This is a genomic window from Amycolatopsis nigrescens CSC17Ta-90, assembly GCF_000384315.1.
Taxonomy (GTDB): Bacteria; Actinomycetota; Actinomycetes; order Mycobacteriales; family Pseudonocardiaceae; genus Amycolatopsis; species Amycolatopsis nigrescens.
On sequence record NZ_ARVW01000001.1, the window covers coordinates 384,135 to 400,451 of the forward strand.

The window sequence follows — 16,317 nt, forward strand, 5'->3', positions numbered from 1 at the left end:
AGTACGGTTCCGCGGTGACCCGGAAGAACCCGGGGACGTCGCGACCGTTGGGAGACCCGCATGTCCGCTCCTGGAGGCAGGCCGAGTTCGAATACCGGGGTGTTCCGGCGCAAACCGATCGAACAGTTCGAAACGCCCGAGGCGGGCACCGGCCTGCACCGCACCCTCGGCCTGCGGCAGCTCACCGCGATCGGGGTCGGCGGCATCATCGGCGCCGGGATCTTCTCGCTGGCCGGGGCGGTCGCGCACGAGACGGCCGGTCCCGCGGTGCTGATCTCGTTCCTGATCGCCGGTATCGCCAGCGCGGCGGCCGCGTTCTCCTACGCCGAGTTCGCCGGTCTCATCCCGCGCGCCGGCTCGGCGTACACCTACGGCTACGCGGTGCTGGGCGAGCTGGTCGGCTGGTTCATCGGCTGGGACCTGCTGCTGGAGTACACCGCGATCGTTGCGGTGGTGGCGATCGGCATCTCCGGGTACTTCAACGACCTGCTGGGCTTCATGGACATCAAGCTGCCGCTGTGGATGTCCGGCGCGCCGGGTACCGAGCCGGAAGGGGTGGCCTCCGGTTCCTACAAGGTCAACCTGTTCGCGCTGCTGCTGTGCCTGCTGATCGCGTACATCCTGAACCAGGGCATGAAGTCGGCGGCCAGGTTCGAGACCTTCCTGGTCTACCTCAAGGTCGCGCTGGTCGTGCTGGTGGTCGTGGTCGGCGCGTTCCACATCAACACCGGCAACTACGAGAACTTCTTCCCGTTCGGCCTCAGCGGCGCGTTCACCGGGGCCGCGACGGTGTTCTTCGCGGTGTTCGGCTACGACGCCATGTCGACCGCCGCCGAGGAGTCCACCGACTCGCAGAAGCACATGCCGAAGGCGATTCTGTACTCACTGGCCATTTCCATGGTGCTCTACGTGCTGGCCTGCCTGGTGCTCACCGGCATGGTCAACTTCACCGAAATCGACAGCGAAAGCGCCTTTTCCAGCGCGTTCCGCACAGTCGGCCTCGGCTGGCTCGGCGTGATCATCGCGGTGGGCGCGATCCTCGGCATCCTGACCGTGCTGTTCACCTTCCTGATGGGCGCGACCAGGGTCGGCTACTCGATGAGCCGGGACGGGCTGCTGCCGAAGTGGTTCTCCGGCACGCACCCGGTGCGCAAGGTGCCCAGCCGGATGACCTGGGTGCTCGGCGGCTCCGCCGCGATCATCGCCGGGCTGCTGCCGATCGGTGAGGCGGCCGAGCTGACGAACATCGGCATCCTGCTGGCGTTCGTGGTGGTCTGCGTCGCGGTGATCGTGCTGCGCTACCGCCGCCCGGACCTGCCGCGGACCTTCCGCTGCCCGGGAATGCCGGTGGTACCGGCGATCGGCGTGGTCTTCTCGATCTGGCTGATCACCTTCCTGAAGCCGGAAACCTGGCTGCGGTTCGCCGTGTGGTTCGCCATCGGCCTGGCGGTCTATTTCCTCTACAGTCGCCGCAACTCCGTGCTGGGCAAGCAGAACACCCCAGACCAGCCGGCCGAATAAGTCAGGGGCCCTCGATCAGCGGGGCGACATCACGGTGCGAGACCGGGTTCAAAGTCATTCGGCACGCGTCGGTCAGTACTTCGCCGGGCGCGAGCCCGAACGTGAAACAAAGCGCGACGAACAACCGGATCGAGATCGGCCTGTCGCCCCGCAGAATCCGGCACAGGGTCGACTCGGAAAGCGGGCCGTCGATCGAGGAGCGGACAGCGGTCAGTCCCATGCCGCTGTCCGCCCTCGCCCGCGCGAGGAGCGCGGCCAGTGCGTACGTCACATCGTCGAGTTGCGCACTCGTCGGCCGCGGCTCAGGCACTGATCCGGAACTGGCTGGTCAATCGCGGCCGGTATCCGCCCGGCCCGATGGTTTCGCCGGTCTCCGGGTCCTCCGGCGCGGGAGACAACCGGAGGCAACCCACACAGGGCATTCCGCTCAGTTTCGGCAGGAGTTCGACGGCTTCCCCCGCCAGTTCGCAGCCGCACAACGCGGTCAGCACGAACGGAAACTCGGCGAGCGCGAACCGATGGTTGAGCACCGGCGGCAAGGCCACCAGGTGCACCACCCGGTCGCCCTCCCCTGCCGCGCCGGACCGGTACCGCACAAAGGCCAGCGGCAGGTTCACCGCACCCGCCCCACATCAAGATCAGTCATCCGAATACGGTCGACCCTTCACAACCGAAGAACTTAACAGTTTGTAAAGGGTCGCCCGATCGGATTAGACAGGCAATCCTGCCCGATAAGCCATGCCGCGAAGTTCTCTGCCTACCGCATCCTGTTTTGCCTTGCTAAGCAATTCGCTCAGGGTCTCGCGCGCCAGCGGGTTCCGATGCACACGCGCAGGTGAAATCTGTTCAGCTTTATGCAGCATCATTACGGCTTTGTCCCGCTGCTTCGGCAACTTCGCCACCGCTCGGCCGTAGTTGACCCAATAAGCGGCCTGCCTGAACGGCGAGGGAAGCGCGCTGGGATCAACCCTCGCCGCGATCCTGGCCGCGTCGGCGTGCTCGCCCGCTTCGAGCGCGACCGAAAGCCGCCACACTCCGACATTGGACGGTCCGAACCCGAACCAGGGCTCGCTGCCTTCACCCATACTGTCGGCGAGTTCACTCGCTTGCTCCAGCGGAGCCACTAGCCCACCTTGGTCACCGCGAGCAGCCGCCAGCATCGAAGAGGTCAGGGTGAGCATCCCGGTGACAACCAGACCTTCACGTGTCGCTGTGCCCGCATCGGCCGAAGCGAGTGTCTGCCCGGCAAGGTCAAAGGATCCAGAAGCGATCAACCCGTGTGCGGTACCGAAGGCGCTCAGTGCCAGGGAAAGCGGCTCATCCAGGCGCTCCGCCGCTTGCTGCCCCAGTGTTGCCGCCAGCCAGGCCAAATCGGCCGAGCCTCCCGCGACAGGTAACCACGCCTGAGTTCCCTGCAAATGCAGCAAGGTCGCCAACCGCAGAACCGCACGTTCTTCCTCGTGCGCATCAAGCGTGGTGTGAATATCCCTGATCATCCCGGGGAGCTTCTCGCCCACATAGCCGTGCCGGCATTCCTGCTGCGCCTTCACCAGATCATCAACACGCCCGCGCAGTACATCAGCGGGAATGATCTCCCCATCCGGCACGCCCAGACTCACCGCCATCAGCGCGCGTCGAACTTCGGCCAGAGCCGCGTCCTGCGGAAGCCCACCGACGGCGGTGATCATTTCGCCGGTCAACTCGGTAGGCGCGACTTCAAGCGCATTGGCGAGACGCACAATCAAAGATCGGCGGTCCAATGCGCGCTTGCCCGACTCCAGCATGGAAAGGTAGCCCGGTGAGATACCGGCAAGGCCCGCCACCACCGCGAGCGACTTACCTCTGGCTTTCCTGATTTGCCGCAGTGTGCGACCAATTCCTGTCGTCGCCATGACCGCTCGCTCTCCGTGTCGCGGTGTGCGTGCTCCACACCCCACGGTACACGCCCGATATACACCCTCTGTCAGAGCGCACTCACAACATGTAGCAGGCGAGCGCGCCCTCAGGTCAGGCGTGTGGTGGCGGTGCGCAGGGCGGCTTCGGCTTCGGTGCGCAGTTTCGCGATGATGTCGGCGGCCGGGCCCGCGCCGGCCAGCGAATAGGTCTGCCCGGCCCAGAGGGACATCGCTTCGGGATCTTCGGCGTCACCCGCGGCGGCGCGGATCGGCTTGCTCAAATGATGCAGCTGCGGGTACGCGGCCGGAGCTTCGGCGGAATGCTCCGCCAGGAACCGGTTCACCAGTCCGCGAGCGGGCTTGCCGCTGAACGCGCGGGTGAACGCGGTGAGCCTGCCGCCTTCGGCCAGCGCACGCTGCTGAACGGCTTTGGTACCCGCCTCGTCCGCGCGCAGGAACGCGGTGCCCAGCTGCGCGGCACAGGCCCCGGCCACCAGCACCGCCGCCACGTCCGCACCGTGCACCAGGCCACCGGTGGCGATCAGCGGCAGGCTGGTGCGCGCGGACACCAGCCGCAGCGCGGCGAGCAGGCCGTAGACCTCTCCCCCATCCGGCCGGTCCCCGTCATCGGTGAACAGGGCGCGGTGCCCGCCCGACTCGAATCCCTGCACGCACAGCGCATCCGCCCCCACCTCGGCGGCCAGCTCGGCCTCGTCCGGGCCGGTTACCGTGACCACCACCTTGCTGCCGACCGCGTGCAGCCTGTCCACGTCCTCCTTGGACGGCCTGCCGAAGGTGAAGGAGACGACCGGAACCCGTTCGGCCACCACCACATCCAGCTTCGCCGGATAGTCGTCGTCATCCCAGCGCGGCTCCCCCGGCTCGACCCCGTACCGACCCGCCTCCCCGGCCAGCCGCTCCCGGTAACCGGAAACATCCACAGTGGACTCAGGGCCGGGGACGAACAGGTTGACCCCGAACGGCTCACCGGTGAGCTCGCGCAGCCGCCCGATCTGACCGGTGAGGCCGCCGGCCTTGAGGTACCCGGCGGCGAGAAAGCCGAACCCGCCGGCCCGCGCCGCGGCCGCCACCAGCTCCGGCGTCGACGGGCCGCCCGCCATCGGAGCGGCGATCACCGGGAAGCGCAGATTCTCGAACATGCCGACAGCCTACGAGCGCCCGCCACGGTGAGCGACGTCTCCTGCGCCACAGCGATATGACGGCCGCGTTACCGAACCCTCACTCCATCGAGGGCACCCCGTTTCATGATCGGAAACCGTGCGTAAACCGTCTTGATCGTCCGTTCGGCCCAGAGCACGCTCCGCCATACACGGACCACGGTTCGTGGGAAAATTTCCGTCGCAGAGAACGAGGAGATCATGAGCGACTTCCAGGAAGCCCCCGCCACCAGCACGGACACCAAGGCCAAGCGCTGGACCAAGCGCGGTGTCGCGCTCGGCGTGATCACCGTGCCGCTGCTGGCGATGCTAGGTGGACAGGCCTCAGCCGCCGAACTGACCCCGATCGCGGAGTACCTCGACGAGACCATCGCGAGCACGTCGGCCGCACTGGTCGAAGCCCTCGGCGTGCTGCTCGGCGTCTCATAACCGGACAGCCCGAGTTCGGCGTGCGCGACCGGTCCGCCCGGCCGGTCGCGCACGCTACCGTGGTGGCATGAGCCCCGACCTGGATCTCGTCCGGCGGCTGTCACAGGCCGAACACGGCCTCGCCACCATCGCGACCACCCGCCCGGACGGCACCGTGCACGCCTCCATCGTCAACGCCGGGGTGATCGACGACCCGGTGACCGGCAAGCCCTGCGTCGGTTTCGTGGCCCGCGGCGGCGTGCGCAAACTGGACCTCTTCCGCCGCAACGGGCAGGCCACCATCGTGTTCCGCCGCGGCTGGGAATGGGTCGCCGTGGACGGGCCGACCCACCTGATCGGCCCGGACGACCCGGACCCCGCCTTCGACCCCGCCGGCCTGCCCGAGCTGCTGCGTGACGTGTTCAAGGCGGCCACCGGCACCCACGACGACTGGGCCGAGTACGACCGGGTGATGGCCACCGAACGCCGGGTCGCCGTGTTCATCGAAGCCGCCAGGATCACCGGCAACAGCTAGCGGGGTTTGGCGAACTCCTCGATCAGCACGGGATACTGCTCCCCGCCGTGCCCGGCGGCGATCGCGCGGTCGGCCATCGCCTTGATCAGCTTCGGCAGTTCGGCGTTGACCCCCACCGCCTCGCTCTCCTCGATCAGGTGCGCCATCGCCCGTACATCGGTCTCCAGGGCGGACACCTCGGCCGGGAAGGAACCGTTGTCGATCTGCTCGGCATACCCGGGCAGCCAGTCGGCCACCCCGGCGGCGATCTGCCGCGCGAACGGCGCGAACGTCGCGGCGTCCACACCGGCCGTCCTGAGCAGGGCGGTGCCCTGGAGCCAGGCGTTCAGCACGCTCCACATCATGGCCAGGCCGGCCACGTCGTACAGGGACGCCAGCCCGTGGTCCGCGCCGAGGTAGGTGACCGTGCCGAGCGCTTCGAGGGTCGCCTGGTGCGCCTCGAAATCCGGCCGCGGCCCGCTGTGCAGGAGCACCGCCTCGGCGGTCCCGATCGCGGGCGGGATGGCCATGATGGCACCGTCCAGATAGCGGGCGCCCCGCTGCTCGGCCCACCGGGCGGCTGCCCTGGCCTGAGCCGAGTCGCCCGAGGTCAGGTTGACCAACATCGTGCCGTCCAGCTCGACGTCGGGTGCACCGAGCAACTCGCGCATGGCCTGGTAGTCGGTGACGCAGATGATCGTCAGGGAACTCGCCTTGAGCGCGTCGCCCACCGTCAGCGCCAGCCGCGCCCCCTCGGCCACCAGCCGGTCGGCCTTGGCGGCCGTGCGGTTCCACACGGTCGTGGGATGTCCGGCCTTCAGGAACGCGGCGGCGAGCGCACGGCCCATCAGCCCGAGGCCGATGACCGTCACGGGTGTATCGGTTTTCTTGGTCATGGCAACATCGTCAACGTTGATACCGGTGTGAAGGTCAAGGGGGAGTTTCGATGCGGATCGGGGAACTGGGTCGCCGGACGGGCGTCAACACCCACCAGCTGCGCTACTACGAGGCACAGGGCCTGCTGGAGGCGGACCGCGGCGCGAACGGCTACCGCGAGTACGACGAGCACGCCGTGCTGCGGGTGAAGCAGATCCGGCACCTGCTCGACGCCGGTCTGTCTTCCGAGGACATCGCGTACCTGCTGCCCTGCGCGGTCGGCGAGGCCCCGGAACTGCTCGGGTGCCCCGACTTGCTGGCCGCGATGCGGTCACGGCTGCGGCGGCTGGAGGACCAGCTGGACCGGCTGGCCCGGTCGCGCGACGCGCTCACCGGCTACATCGCCGCGGCCGAGCGGACGGGCAGCGAGAGCTACCCGCCCTTCGACGGCACCGACCTGGAGTCCGTCCCCGCCTGAGCTACTTCTTGCCCTTGCCCTTGTCGCCACTGTCCTCAGTGGACAGTGCGGCGACGAAGGCCTCCTGCGGGACCTCGACCCGGCCGACGGTCTTCATCCGCTTCTTGCCTTCCTTCTGCTTCTCCAGCAGCTTCCGCTTACGCGAGATGTCGCCGCCGTAGCACTTCGCGAGCACGTCCTTGCGAATCGCGCGGATCGTCTCCCTGGCGATGATCCTGGCGCCGATCGCGGCCTGGATCGGCACCTCGAACTGCTGGCGCGGGATCAGCTCGCGCAACCGGGTGGCCATCTTGTTGCCGTAGGCGTACGCGCCGTCCTTGTGCACGATCGCGGAGAAGGCGTCCACCGCCTCGCCCTGCAGCAGGATGTCCACCTTCACCAGGTCGGCCTTCTGCTCACCGGCCTCTTCGTAGTCCAGCGAGGCGTAGCCGCGGGTGCGGGACTTCAGCGAGTCGAAGAAGTCGAAGATGATCTCCGCCAGCGGCAGGTGGTAGCGCAGTTCGACGCGCTCCTCGGACAGGTAGTCCATGCCCAGCAGCTGGCCGCGCTTGCCCTGGCAGAGCTCCATGATCGCGCCGATGAACTCCGACGGCGCGATCACCGTGACCTTGCTCAGCGGCTCGTGCACCTCGGCGATCTTCCCGCCGGTCGGCCAGTCGGACGGGTTGGTCACCACCACCTCGGTGCCCTCTTCCAGGTAGACCTGGTAGACCACGTTCGGCGCGGTGGAGATCAGGTCCAGCCCGAACTCGCGCTCCAGCCGCTCCCTGGTGATCTCCAGGTGCAGCAGCCCGAGGAAGCCGCAGCGGAAGCCGAACCCCAGCGCCACCGAGGTCTCCGGCTCGTAGGTCAGCGCCGCGTCGTTGAGCTGGAGCTTGTCCAGCGCCTCCCGCAGCACCGGGTAGTCCGAGCCGTCCACCGGGTAGAGCCCGGAGTAGACCATCGGCTTCGGCTCGCGGTAGCCGGTCAGCGGCTCGGTGGCGCCCTTGCGCTCGGAGGTCACCGTGTCCCCGACCCTGGACTGGCGGACGTCCTTCACGCCGGTGATCAGGTACCCCACCTCGCCGACCCCGAGGCCCTTGCTGGGCTTGGGATCCGGCGACACGATGCCCACCTCGAGCAGCTCGTGCGTGGCGTTGGTGGACATCATCCTGATCCGCTCGCGCGGGGTGATCTTGCCGTCCACCACGCGGATGTAGGTGACCACGCCGCGGTAGGTGTCGTACACCGAGTCGAAGATCATCGCGCGGGCAGGCGCGTCCGGGTCGCCCTGCGGCGGCGGCACCTGGCGCACCGCCTCGTCCAGCAGCTCGCGCACCCCGGCGCCGGTCTTCGCGGACACCCGCAGCACGTCCGACGGGTCGCAGCCCACGATGTGCGCCAGCTCTGCCGCGTACTTGTCCGGCTCGGCGGCCGGCAGGTCGATCTTGTTCAGCACCGGGATGATGTGCAGGTCCTTGTCCAGTGCCAGGTACAGGTTCGCCAGTGTCTGCGCCTCGATCCCCTGCGCGGCGTCGACCAGCAGGATCGCGCCTTCGCATGCCTCCAGCGCCCGTGACACCTCGTAGGTGAAGTCCACGTGGCCCGGTGTGTCGATCAGGTGCAGCACGTGGTCCTGACCGTCCACGTTCCACGGCAGCCGCACGTTCTGCGCCTTGATCGTGATGCCGCGTTCCCGCTCGATGTCCATCCGGTCCAGGTACTGGGCCCGCATCGCCCTGTCCTCGATCACACCGGTGAGCTGCAGCATCCGGTCGGCCAGGGTGGACTTGCCGTGGTCGATGTGCGCGATGATGCAGAAGTTCCGGATCAGCTCCGGCGGCGTGAAGGTGGTGTCGGCCAGCGTGCCAGTCGCAGTCACTCGTGTGGTCCTCGGGGAAGCAGGGGGTGGCGTCGTCGGTATCCGGTCTGGATATCGCTGTCCATCGTCCCATGACCCCGGCGGGTGTGTTTGGGGGTCATCCCCGATGCGGCACCGGCACCGTCCGTGTTGACCTCGAAGTATGGGTAATTCGATGTCGCAGGTACTGGATCGGGCCTTCGGGCACCCGCGTGGCCTGCTCGGCAGGCTGGGCGGCGCGCTGATGGCGCACGGCAACGCGGAGACCGAACGGCGCGTGGTGGAAGTGGCCAGGATCACGTCCGCGGAAACCGTGCTGGTGCTCGGGCCGGGACCGGGGATCGGCCTGCTCGCCGCCGCGGAGCGCGCCGCGACCACGATCGGCGTGGACCCCTCCGAGGAGATGCTGGCCCGCTGCCGCGACCGCTGCTCCGCGCTCGTCGAAGGCGGCACCGTGGAGCTGCGCCGCGGCGACGCGGAGCACCCCGGGCAGCCGGAAGCCTCGGTGGACGTCGCGCTCAGCGTGAACAACGTGCAGCTCTGGCCGGACCGCGCCGCCGGGTTCGCCGGGCTCTACCGCGCGCTGCGCCCCGGCGGGCGGCTGGTGCTCTCCGCGCACGAGAAGTGGCTGCCGGTGTCGCGGCACCGGCTGGCCGACGAGGTCGCCGCGGCCGGCTTCACCGACCTGCAGACCTGGGTATGGCAGCCACCCGGCCGGACCCCGCTCGCCGCCCAGCTACGCGCGTACCGCCCTGCCGAGTAGCTGTGCCGTCACTGCCGGACGTCGGTTCTCAGCGGGTGATCCGCGGGGATCTGCACCAGCACGATCCGGGTGCCGTCCGGATCGGAGATCCAGGCCTCGTCCAGGCCCCACGGCTCCCGGCGCGGTTCGCGGTCCGGGACGACGCCCTTGGCCCGCAGCTCCGCGATGGTGGCCGGCAGGTCACGGACCTGGAGCCACAGCGCGACATCCGGACTGGCGCCCGCATCACCACGGCCGACCAGCTCCAGGAAGCCCTGACCGAGGAAGAACACCGTGCCCCCGGGGAACGTCCGGTAGATCGCCAGGCCCAGGGTGTCGCGATAGAAGACGGTCGACTTCTCCGGGTCACTGGGTTTCAGCAGCACCCTGCTGCTCAGCACGTCCATGGCCACTTCCCTACCGGAGCGCTCAGGACGCCGCAATCGCGGCGATACCGCCCAGCACAATCAGCGAGCCGGTCAGCCGGCGCACCGGATGGGCCTCGTCGAGCACCAGCCAGGCGGCCAGCCCGCCGAGCACGATGCTCAGCTCCCTGGCCGGCGCGACCAGGCTCACCGGCGCCCGTTGCAGCGCGAAGAGCACCAACGCGTACGCCACCGGCGACAGCAGGCCGATCACCAGCGCCTCCCGCCAGTGCTCCCGCCACAACCGGGCCACCGTGTCCCCGTGCCGCCGGGCGTAGGGCGCGAGCAGGGCGCTCTGCAGCACTGAGCCGGCGCACAGGTAGACCACCGGCGGCACCGCCAGCGCGTTGACCGAGTGGTCGTCCCAGAGCGTGTACGCGGCGATCGTCGCCCCGGTCAGCAGCCCGTAGCCGACCCCGGCCCGCCGGGCCCGCCGGTCGGCCACCGAGCCGCCGCCGCCACCGGCCGAGCCGATCACCAGCACCCCGGCGATCACCAGCGCGGCGCCGGCAAGGCCGAGCACCCCCGGCCGTTCCCCGAACAGCACCACCGCGGCCAAGACCGACAGCAGCGGGCCGGTGCCGCGCGCCAGCGGGTAGACCACCGAGAGGTCGCCGACCGTGTAACCGCGCTGCAGCACGATTCCGTACACGATGTGCAGCACCGCGTTGCCCACCACCGCCGGCAACCATGTCCACTGTGGACGCTGCGGGTCCAGCACCAGCAGCACGGTGGCGACCGGAACCAGCGCCACCGCGGACACCGAGTAGTAGAGGAAGACCAGGGCCGCACCACCGCCGGGCACCCGCTTCGCGGCCAGATTCCACAGCGCGTGCAAAACCGCCGCAACCACAACGAAAACCAGAGCCGTGCCGTTCACCAGAGAACCCTTCAGGTGTTTCGCGCGCGCGAAACACCGGGTCCTCCAGGCTTTTGTCCCGTCAGATGAACGACCGGGCCCTTGACCGGCCGATGGTGCCGCTCGGACCAGACCCGCCGACCCTGGTTGGATGTACTCGAACGCTCGCAGCGGCGGGCCGGCGACGGAACCCTAGGCACTGCGCCCGCCAGGCTACACCCCCTCCGGGCCACCCCGGCCGCGCTGTTAGACTTCCCGCTCGTTGCCGTGTGGCATTCCGCCAGGGAGGAAGCCTGGCTCCCGGAGAACGGGAGGCAGGGCCACTACGACACGGCACGAACTCTCCCGAGACGATCCAAGGAGCGCCCGCGTGGCCAACATCAAGTCGCAGATGAAGCGCAACAAGACCAACGAGAAGGCGCGCCAGCGCAATCAGTCGATCAAGTCCTCGGTGAAGACCGCGATCCGCAAGTTCCGTGAGGCCGCCGACGCCGGCGACAAGGACAAGGCCCTCGAGCTTCAGCGTGAAGCGGCCAAGAAGTTGGACAAGGCCGCCAGTAAGGGTGTGCTGCACCCGAACCAGGCCGCCAACAAGAAGTCGGCGATGGCGAAGCGCGCCAACCAGGTCTGAGCCGGTTTTCCGGCCGAGGAGCCCCGGTGACCCGACGGTCGCCGGGGCTTTTCGCTATCGCTTGTCCTTCGCGGCCACCAGTTCCAGCACCGCGCGCTCCAGCGCGTAGTCCGGATCGGCCGCGGCGCCCTTCACCTCGGCGTTGAGCCTGGCCACGATCTGCATCGCGTCCGCGAGCCCGTCGGGCCCCCAGCCACGGGACTGGCCCTGCGCCTTGCGGATCTTCCACGGCGGCATGCCCAGCTCGCCCGCCATCTGGTTCGGGTTGCCCCGGCCGGCGGCGCTCACCCTGGCGATGGTGCGCACCGCGTCCGCCAGCGCGTCCGCGACCAGCACGTGCGGCACGCCGATCAGCATCGCCCAGCGCACCGACTCCAGCGCCGCGGCCCGCTCCCCGGCGACCGCCTTCTCGGCCACCGCGAACCCGGTCACGTCCGCCCGACCGCGGTGGTACCGGCGGACCGCCTGTTCGTCCACCGTGCCGCCGGCGTCGGCCACCAGCTGGGCGGCCGCCGAAGCCAGCTCGCGCAGATCCGAGCCCACCGTGTCGATCAGCGCGGCCACCCCCGCCGCGTCGATCCGCCCGCCGGCCTGGCGCACCTCGTTGCGGACGAAGGCCTCCCGCTCGGCCGGCTTGGTGATCTTGGCGCACTCCACGATCTCCGCCTTGGCCTTGCGCAGGGCCACCGGCAGCGCCTTGGCCGCCTTGCTCCGGCCGCCGCCGCTGTGCACCACCACGAGCACCACCCCGTCGGCGGGATTCGCCACGTAGGCCAGCACCGCGTCCGCGATCTCCTGCGAGATGTCCTGCGCGGACTCCAGCACGATCACCCTGCCCTCGCTGAACAGCGAGGGGCTGACCATCTCCAGAAGTGCGGGACCTGTGAGTTCGGACACCCGCACCCTGGTCAGGTCCGCGGTCGAATCCACCAGCCTGGCCGCGGTGAGCGCGTTGCGCACGGCACGCTCGATAAGCAGCTCTTCTTCACCGAGAACGAGGTACAGCGGGGCGGGGGTAGCGGCTGGCGCGGTCACGCCGCCGATCCTCCCACGCCACGACGACACCGACGGCCGGGACGCCCGCATGCCGGGCAGCGGACGAACGGGTGTGGCAGAACGCCGTCTCGATGTCGTACGGTGTCTTCGAGGCAGCCCGCGGTCCAGCCGTGCCGGCAGCCGACAACCGAATACCGCTCATCCAGAGGGGCAGAGGGAACGGCCCGAAGAAGCCCCGGCAACCGGCGTCAGCCTGTCATCTCGATTCCGCGAGGTAGCTGGCGAACACGGTGCCAATTCCGGCCCACGCAGTGGGACAGATGAGGAAAGGACCTCGCGATGACTGCAGCCCTCGGCACGACCTCCGCCACCAACCGGACGGTGGACCTCGGCCCCGCGGTGGAACTGATCTCCAAGGAAGAGGGCCACCGGCAGCCGCTGGCCCCCGAGTTCGTCTCCGCCGAAGACTTCTCCCCGCTCGAGGTGGGCTACGACTTCGGCCGCGTGCGCCGCGAAGACATCGAAGCCGGTCCGCGGAACATCTGGCGGTACAAGAAGCTGCTTCCGGTGCCCTCCAACGTCGAGGAGATCCCGAACACCGAGCCGGGCTGTACCCGGCTGGTGCGTGCGGACCGGCTCGCCGCGGCGCTCGGCGTCAAGCGGCTGTGGGTCAAGGACGACACCGGCAACCCCACCCACTCGTTCAAGGACAGGGTGGTCGCGGTCGCGCTGGCCGCCGCCCGCGAGTTCGGCTTCGAGGTGCTGGCCTGCCCGTCCACCGGCAACCTGGCCAACGCGGTGGCCGCCGCGGCCGCCCGCGCCGGCTGGCAGTCCGTGGTGCTGATCCCGTCTTCGCTGGAGCGCGCCAAGATTCTGACCACCGCGGTCTACGACGGCGCGCTGATCGCGGTGGACGGCAACTACGACGACGTGAACCGGCTGGCCACCCAGCTCGCCGGCGAGCACGAGAACTGGGCGTTCGTGAACGTGAACGTCCGGCCCTACTACTCCGAGGGCTCCAAGACGCTGGCCTTCGAGGTCGCCGAGCAGCTCGGCTGGCGGCTGCCGCAGCAGGTCGTGGTGCCGATCGCCTCGGGCTCCCAGCTGACCAAGGTGGACAAGGGTTTCCGCGAGCTCGGGCAGCTCGGCCTGGTGGACGAGACGCCGTACCGGGTGTTCGGCGCGCAAGCCACCGGCTGCTCCCCCGTGTCCGCCGCGTTCCGCGCCGGGCACGACGTGGTGCAGCCGGTCAAGCCGGACACCATCGCCCGCTCGCTCGCGATCGGCAACCCGGCCGACGGCCCGTACGTGCTGGACACCGTCACCCGGACCGGCGGCGCGATCGAGGACGTCACCGACGAAGAGGTGGTCGAGGGCATCCGGCTGCTGGCCAGGACCGAGGGCATCTTCACCGAGACGGCCGGCGGGGTCACCGTGGCCACCGCGAAGAAGCTCATCGAGACCGGCAAGCTCGACCCGGACGCGGAAACGGTGCTGATGATCACCGGCGACGGGCTGAAGACGCTGGACGCGATCGAGAACCACGTCGGCCCGCGCGCGACCGTGCCGCCGTCCGCGGACGCGGTGCGCAAGGTGCTCGAAGGCTGACGCGCGAGGAGCCAGGGGCCTGGCGTCAGCGGCGGCTCCGGGGCTGATCGCGGTCCAGCGCCGAGCTGGCCCGCTCCCCCAGGTCCGTGAGCAGGTCCCCGGCCCATTGCAGGAGCCTGGTCGCCCGGTCGCCGAACCGGTCGGCGGAGCGATCCGCCAGCCGAGAGGCGCGCAGGGCGGTCTCGTCGGCGAGCCGGGCGGCCTGGTCCCCGGCCTCGCCCAGCCTGCTGGCCAGGTTTCCGCTGTGCTGCGCGACCTGCTCTCCCAGCCGCTCACGGCCTTCGTCGAGCACTACGTTCAGCTGCCTGACCAGCTGGTACCTGACTCGGGCGAAGAAGGGTTCCGGCATGGCGAGTGCTCCTCTGGTACCACGAGAGATCGTTTCCGGACTCGGCGAGCGGCTCGGAGCGCACCAACGGGCCACCCTGCCTTCCGTGAACGTTACAACGAACATTCACACGATCGAAAGGGGCGGCCGCCGGTCATGGCAGGTCCGTGCCGTGCCTCAGAGTCCGTCGAGGAAGCCCAGTGCCCGCCGCCAGGTGAGGGCGGCTGCCTCCTGGTCGTAGTCGGCCAGGTCCGGGTCGGTGTAGAAATGCCCGGCGCCCAGGTAGGTGTGGATCTGCACCTCGGCCCCTGCCTCGGTGGCGCTCTCCTCCCAGGAGATCACCTCCTCGGCCGGGAAGATCTCGTCGGGCAGCGCGATGTGCAGCTGGACCGGCAGCCCGTCACGCACGATCACGGGCATCTCGGCGGTGCCGTGCAGAAGTAGCACGCCGGCAGTTTCCGGCCGCTCGGCCAGTAGCGCCGACACCACCCCAGCCCCCATCGAGAAGCCGGCCAGCACGGCGTCGGCGGGCAGTACGCGCACGGACTCGCGGGCCCGCGCCTCGATCGCCGCCCAGCCGATGCGATCCGCCAGCGCGAACCCGTCGTGGATGGTGACCGCGGTCTGCCCCGCGTAGAGGTCGGGGGTCACCACCTCGTGCCCGGCCGCGCGCAGCTGATCGGCGGCGGCCAGCTCTACCGGCCGCAACCCGTAAACCGAGTGGAACAGAACGATGTATGCCACCTCACCTATCTTGCCCCTCCTCGCGGGCGCCGAGCACCTCAGGCTGGTACGGCCTCGATCAAGGACAGCCCGGGGTGCGGCGGCAGCGGGGTGGTCCCGGTGATCGTGAGGCCGGAACGCTCGCACAGCCGGTCGAAGTCCGCCCTGGTGCGCTCCTGTCCACCCGCCAGCACGAGCATGGTCAGATCGCCGAGGTACGGGTTCTGCGCGGGCGTCTCGGCGGCGACCGTGTCCGGCAGCAGCGGCTCGACGATCAGGACACGGCCGTTCGAGGGCAGCACGGCCCGGCAGTTGCCGAGGATGGTGACCGCGCGGTCGTCCTCCCAGTCGTGCAGCACGCTCTTGATCAGGTACAGGTCGGCGCCACCGGGCACGGCCTCGAAGAAGTCGCCGGTGACGACCTCGCAGCGTGCGGAGAGTCCGGCGGCCCGTATCGTGCCCTCCGCCTGCGCCGCACCGTCCGCGTTGTCGAACACCACGCCGGTGAGCTGGGGGTGGCGCCCGAGGATCGCACTGAGCAGCGTCCCGTCCCCGCCGCCGATGTCGGCGACCTTGGTGAACCGGGTGAAGTCGTAGTGCTCGGGCAGGGCGGCCGCGGTGGCGCGCGTTCCGTTGCTCATGGCGGCGTTGAACATCTCCGACAGTTCCGGGTGCTCTCCGATGTGGGTGAACACCGGCTTGCCGTGGAGCTCGTCGAAGGCGGGACGGCCGGTTTGCAGGGAGAATTCCAGCTCCCCCACCGACCGCAGCGTCATCGGATCGATGCCCAGCCGCGCGAGGTCGTGCAGGGAGTCCGGATTTCCCTTGCGCAGCAAAGCACCGACGGGGGTAAGGGTGAACCTGCCTGGCGCCGGTTCGGCGCACAGGCCCAAGCTCGCCAAGGCCCGCAGCAGCCGGAGCATCCCCTGCGGAGCGAGGCCGCAACGGTCGGCGATATCGCCGGCGGCCACGGGATCGGACCCGAGCCGGTCCGCGACCTCCAGCTTGGCGGCCACCCCCACCACCTGGCTCGCCATCGCACCGGACAGCAACCGCAGCAGCGTCCGCTGCGCGTCCTCGGTTGCCGCGCTCTTCTGAGTCATCGTGTACCTCCCAGTGACGAAATGCCCTCACGCACACCCTGCATGTTCAAGCCGGGTTGAGATCAAGGGCCGCACGGTTCGACTTCCGGGACGGAGGCGCTGCGGCGGGCCGCGGTTGCGAAACGGCAACAACGGTTAACGGAAGCCACGGTTCTGCCGAGTACTCGGCTACACGATCCATTTTCCCGGCTC

At 69.3% G+C, this 16,317-nt stretch carries 19 protein-coding genes and 1 riboswitch; of the genes, 7 read left to right on the forward strand and 12 right to left on the reverse strand.

Annotation, left to right across the window (positions count from 1 at the left end; all coding sequences use genetic code 11):
• Positions 1-60: 60 nt before the first annotated feature.
• Positions 61-1,521 (forward strand): amino acid permease, encoded by a 1,461-nt coding sequence (locus tag AMYNI_RS0101800; protein WP_026359949.1) that lies wholly within the window; start codon positions 61-63, stop codon positions 1,519-1,521.
• A 1-nt stretch (position 1,522) separates the two neighbouring features.
• On the opposite strand, the gene AMYNI_RS0101805 is transcribed toward AMYNI_RS0101800, so the two are convergent.
• The 4 genes from AMYNI_RS0101805 to AMYNI_RS0101820 all read right to left on the reverse strand — a co-directional run bounded on the left by AMYNI_RS0101805 (position 1,523) and on the right by AMYNI_RS0101820 (position 4,576).
• The gene (locus AMYNI_RS0101805; protein ID WP_157357223.1) at positions 1,523-1,792 is read right to left on the reverse strand and encodes a helix-turn-helix domain-containing protein; all 270 of its coding nucleotides are present in this window, start codon (positions 1,790-1,792) and stop codon (positions 1,523-1,525) included.
• Positions 1,793-1,823: 31 nt separating this feature from the next.
• Entirely contained in the window at positions 1,824-2,138 is a 315-nt protein-coding gene (locus AMYNI_RS43305; RefSeq protein WP_020666251.1) for a hypothetical protein, read from the reverse strand.
• Between the two features lie 93 nt (positions 2,139-2,231).
• Positions 2,232-3,413 carry a helix-turn-helix domain-containing protein gene (locus AMYNI_RS0101815; protein WP_084628213.1) on the reverse strand — a complete coding sequence of 394 codons (1,182 nt, stop codon included), beginning with the start codon at positions 3,411-3,413 and terminating at the stop codon, positions 2,232-2,234.
• Positions 3,414-3,523: 110 nt separating this feature from the next.
• Positions 3,524-4,576: a nitronate monooxygenase gene (locus AMYNI_RS0101820; protein ID WP_020666253.1), complete on the reverse strand. Its 1,053-nt coding sequence runs from the start codon at positions 4,574-4,576 to the stop codon at positions 3,524-3,526.
• A 219-nt stretch (positions 4,577-4,795) separates the two neighbouring features.
• Here AMYNI_RS0101820 and AMYNI_RS0101825 point away from each other — a divergent pair, with 219 nt between their 5' ends.
• Entirely contained in the window at positions 4,796-5,023 is a 228-nt protein-coding gene (locus AMYNI_RS0101825) for a hypothetical protein (protein WP_020666254.1), read from the forward strand.
• A gap of 67 nt (positions 5,024-5,090) precedes the next feature.
• On the forward strand, positions 5,091-5,537 hold the full coding sequence (locus AMYNI_RS0101830; protein WP_020666255.1) for a pyridoxamine 5'-phosphate oxidase family protein: 447 nt from the start codon (positions 5,091-5,093) through the stop codon (positions 5,535-5,537).
• Here AMYNI_RS0101830 and AMYNI_RS0101835 read toward each other — a convergent pair.
• Complete coding sequence (locus AMYNI_RS0101835; protein WP_020666256.1) at positions 5,534-6,412, reverse strand: NAD(P)-dependent oxidoreductase; 879 nt, start codon at positions 6,410-6,412, stop codon at positions 5,534-5,536. The two genes, AMYNI_RS0101830 and AMYNI_RS0101835, sit on opposite strands and share 4 nt — an antisense overlap.
• Before the next feature lie 50 nt (positions 6,413-6,462).
• Between AMYNI_RS0101835 and AMYNI_RS0101840 the strand changes: the two genes are divergently transcribed.
• Entirely contained in the window at positions 6,463-6,870 is a 408-nt protein-coding gene (locus AMYNI_RS0101840; RefSeq protein WP_020666257.1) for a MerR family transcriptional regulator, read from the forward strand.
• Between the two features lies 1 nt (position 6,871).
• On the opposite strand, the gene lepA is transcribed toward AMYNI_RS0101840, so the two are convergent.
• Positions 6,872-8,731, reverse strand: coding sequence for a translation elongation factor 4 (gene lepA, locus AMYNI_RS0101845; RefSeq protein ID WP_020666258.1), 1,860 nt, complete (start codon positions 8,729-8,731; stop codon positions 6,872-6,874).
• A gap of 154 nt (positions 8,732-8,885) precedes the next feature.
• On the opposite strand from lepA, the gene AMYNI_RS0101850 reads away from it, so the two are divergent.
• Positions 8,886-9,473 (forward strand): class I SAM-dependent methyltransferase, encoded by a 588-nt coding sequence (locus AMYNI_RS0101850; RefSeq protein ID WP_020666259.1) that lies wholly within the window; start codon positions 8,886-8,888, stop codon positions 9,471-9,473.
• 8 nt (positions 9,474-9,481) lie between these two features.
• Here the strand turns inward: AMYNI_RS0101850 and AMYNI_RS0101855 are convergent, their stop codons facing one another.
• Positions 9,482-9,859 (reverse strand): VOC family protein, encoded by a 378-nt coding sequence (locus tag AMYNI_RS0101855; RefSeq protein WP_020666260.1) that lies wholly within the window; start codon positions 9,857-9,859, stop codon positions 9,482-9,484.
• A 22-nt stretch (positions 9,860-9,881) separates the two neighbouring features.
• Positions 9,882-10,757 (reverse strand): DMT family transporter, encoded by an 876-nt coding sequence (locus tag AMYNI_RS0101860; RefSeq protein ID WP_020666261.1) that lies wholly within the window; start codon positions 10,755-10,757, stop codon positions 9,882-9,884.
• Positions 10,758-11,106: 349 nt separating this feature from the next.
• Here AMYNI_RS0101860 and rpsT point away from each other — a divergent pair, with 349 nt between their 5' ends.
• The gene (rpsT, locus tag AMYNI_RS0101865) at positions 11,107-11,367 is read left to right on the forward strand and encodes a 30S ribosomal protein S20 (protein ID WP_020666262.1); all 261 of its coding nucleotides are present in this window, start codon (positions 11,107-11,109) and stop codon (positions 11,365-11,367) included.
• A gap of 54 nt (positions 11,368-11,421) precedes the next feature.
• Here rpsT and holA read toward each other — a convergent pair whose 3' ends face one another.
• Positions 11,422-12,402, reverse strand: a complete 981-nt coding sequence (holA, locus tag AMYNI_RS0101870) for a DNA polymerase III subunit delta (protein ID WP_020666263.1) — start codon at positions 12,400-12,402, stop codon at positions 11,422-11,424.
• A gap of 156 nt (positions 12,403-12,558) precedes the next feature.
• A riboswitch (SAM riboswitch) is annotated at positions 12,559-12,690 on the forward strand.
• Positions 12,691-12,702: 12 nt separating this feature from the next.
• On the opposite strand from holA, the gene thrC reads away from it, so the two are divergent.
• Positions 12,703-13,971, forward strand: a complete 1,269-nt coding sequence (gene thrC, locus AMYNI_RS0101875; RefSeq protein WP_020666264.1) for a threonine synthase — start codon at positions 12,703-12,705, stop codon at positions 13,969-13,971.
• Between the two features lie 25 nt (positions 13,972-13,996).
• On the opposite strand, the gene AMYNI_RS0101880 is transcribed toward thrC, so the two are convergent.
• From AMYNI_RS0101880 to AMYNI_RS0101890, 3 genes are all read right to left on the reverse strand, one after another.
• Positions 13,997-14,320 (reverse strand): hypothetical protein, encoded by a 324-nt coding sequence (locus AMYNI_RS0101880; RefSeq protein ID WP_020666265.1) that lies wholly within the window; start codon positions 14,318-14,320, stop codon positions 13,997-13,999.
• A gap of 156 nt (positions 14,321-14,476) precedes the next feature.
• The gene (locus AMYNI_RS0101885) at positions 14,477-15,043 is read right to left on the reverse strand and encodes a dienelactone hydrolase family protein (protein WP_020666266.1); all 567 of its coding nucleotides are present in this window, start codon (positions 15,041-15,043) and stop codon (positions 14,477-14,479) included.
• Between the two features lie 38 nt (positions 15,044-15,081).
• Positions 15,082-16,125 (reverse strand): methyltransferase, encoded by a 1,044-nt coding sequence (locus AMYNI_RS0101890; RefSeq protein WP_020666267.1) that lies wholly within the window; start codon positions 16,123-16,125, stop codon positions 15,082-15,084.
• Positions 16,126-16,317: the final 192 nt, after the last annotated feature.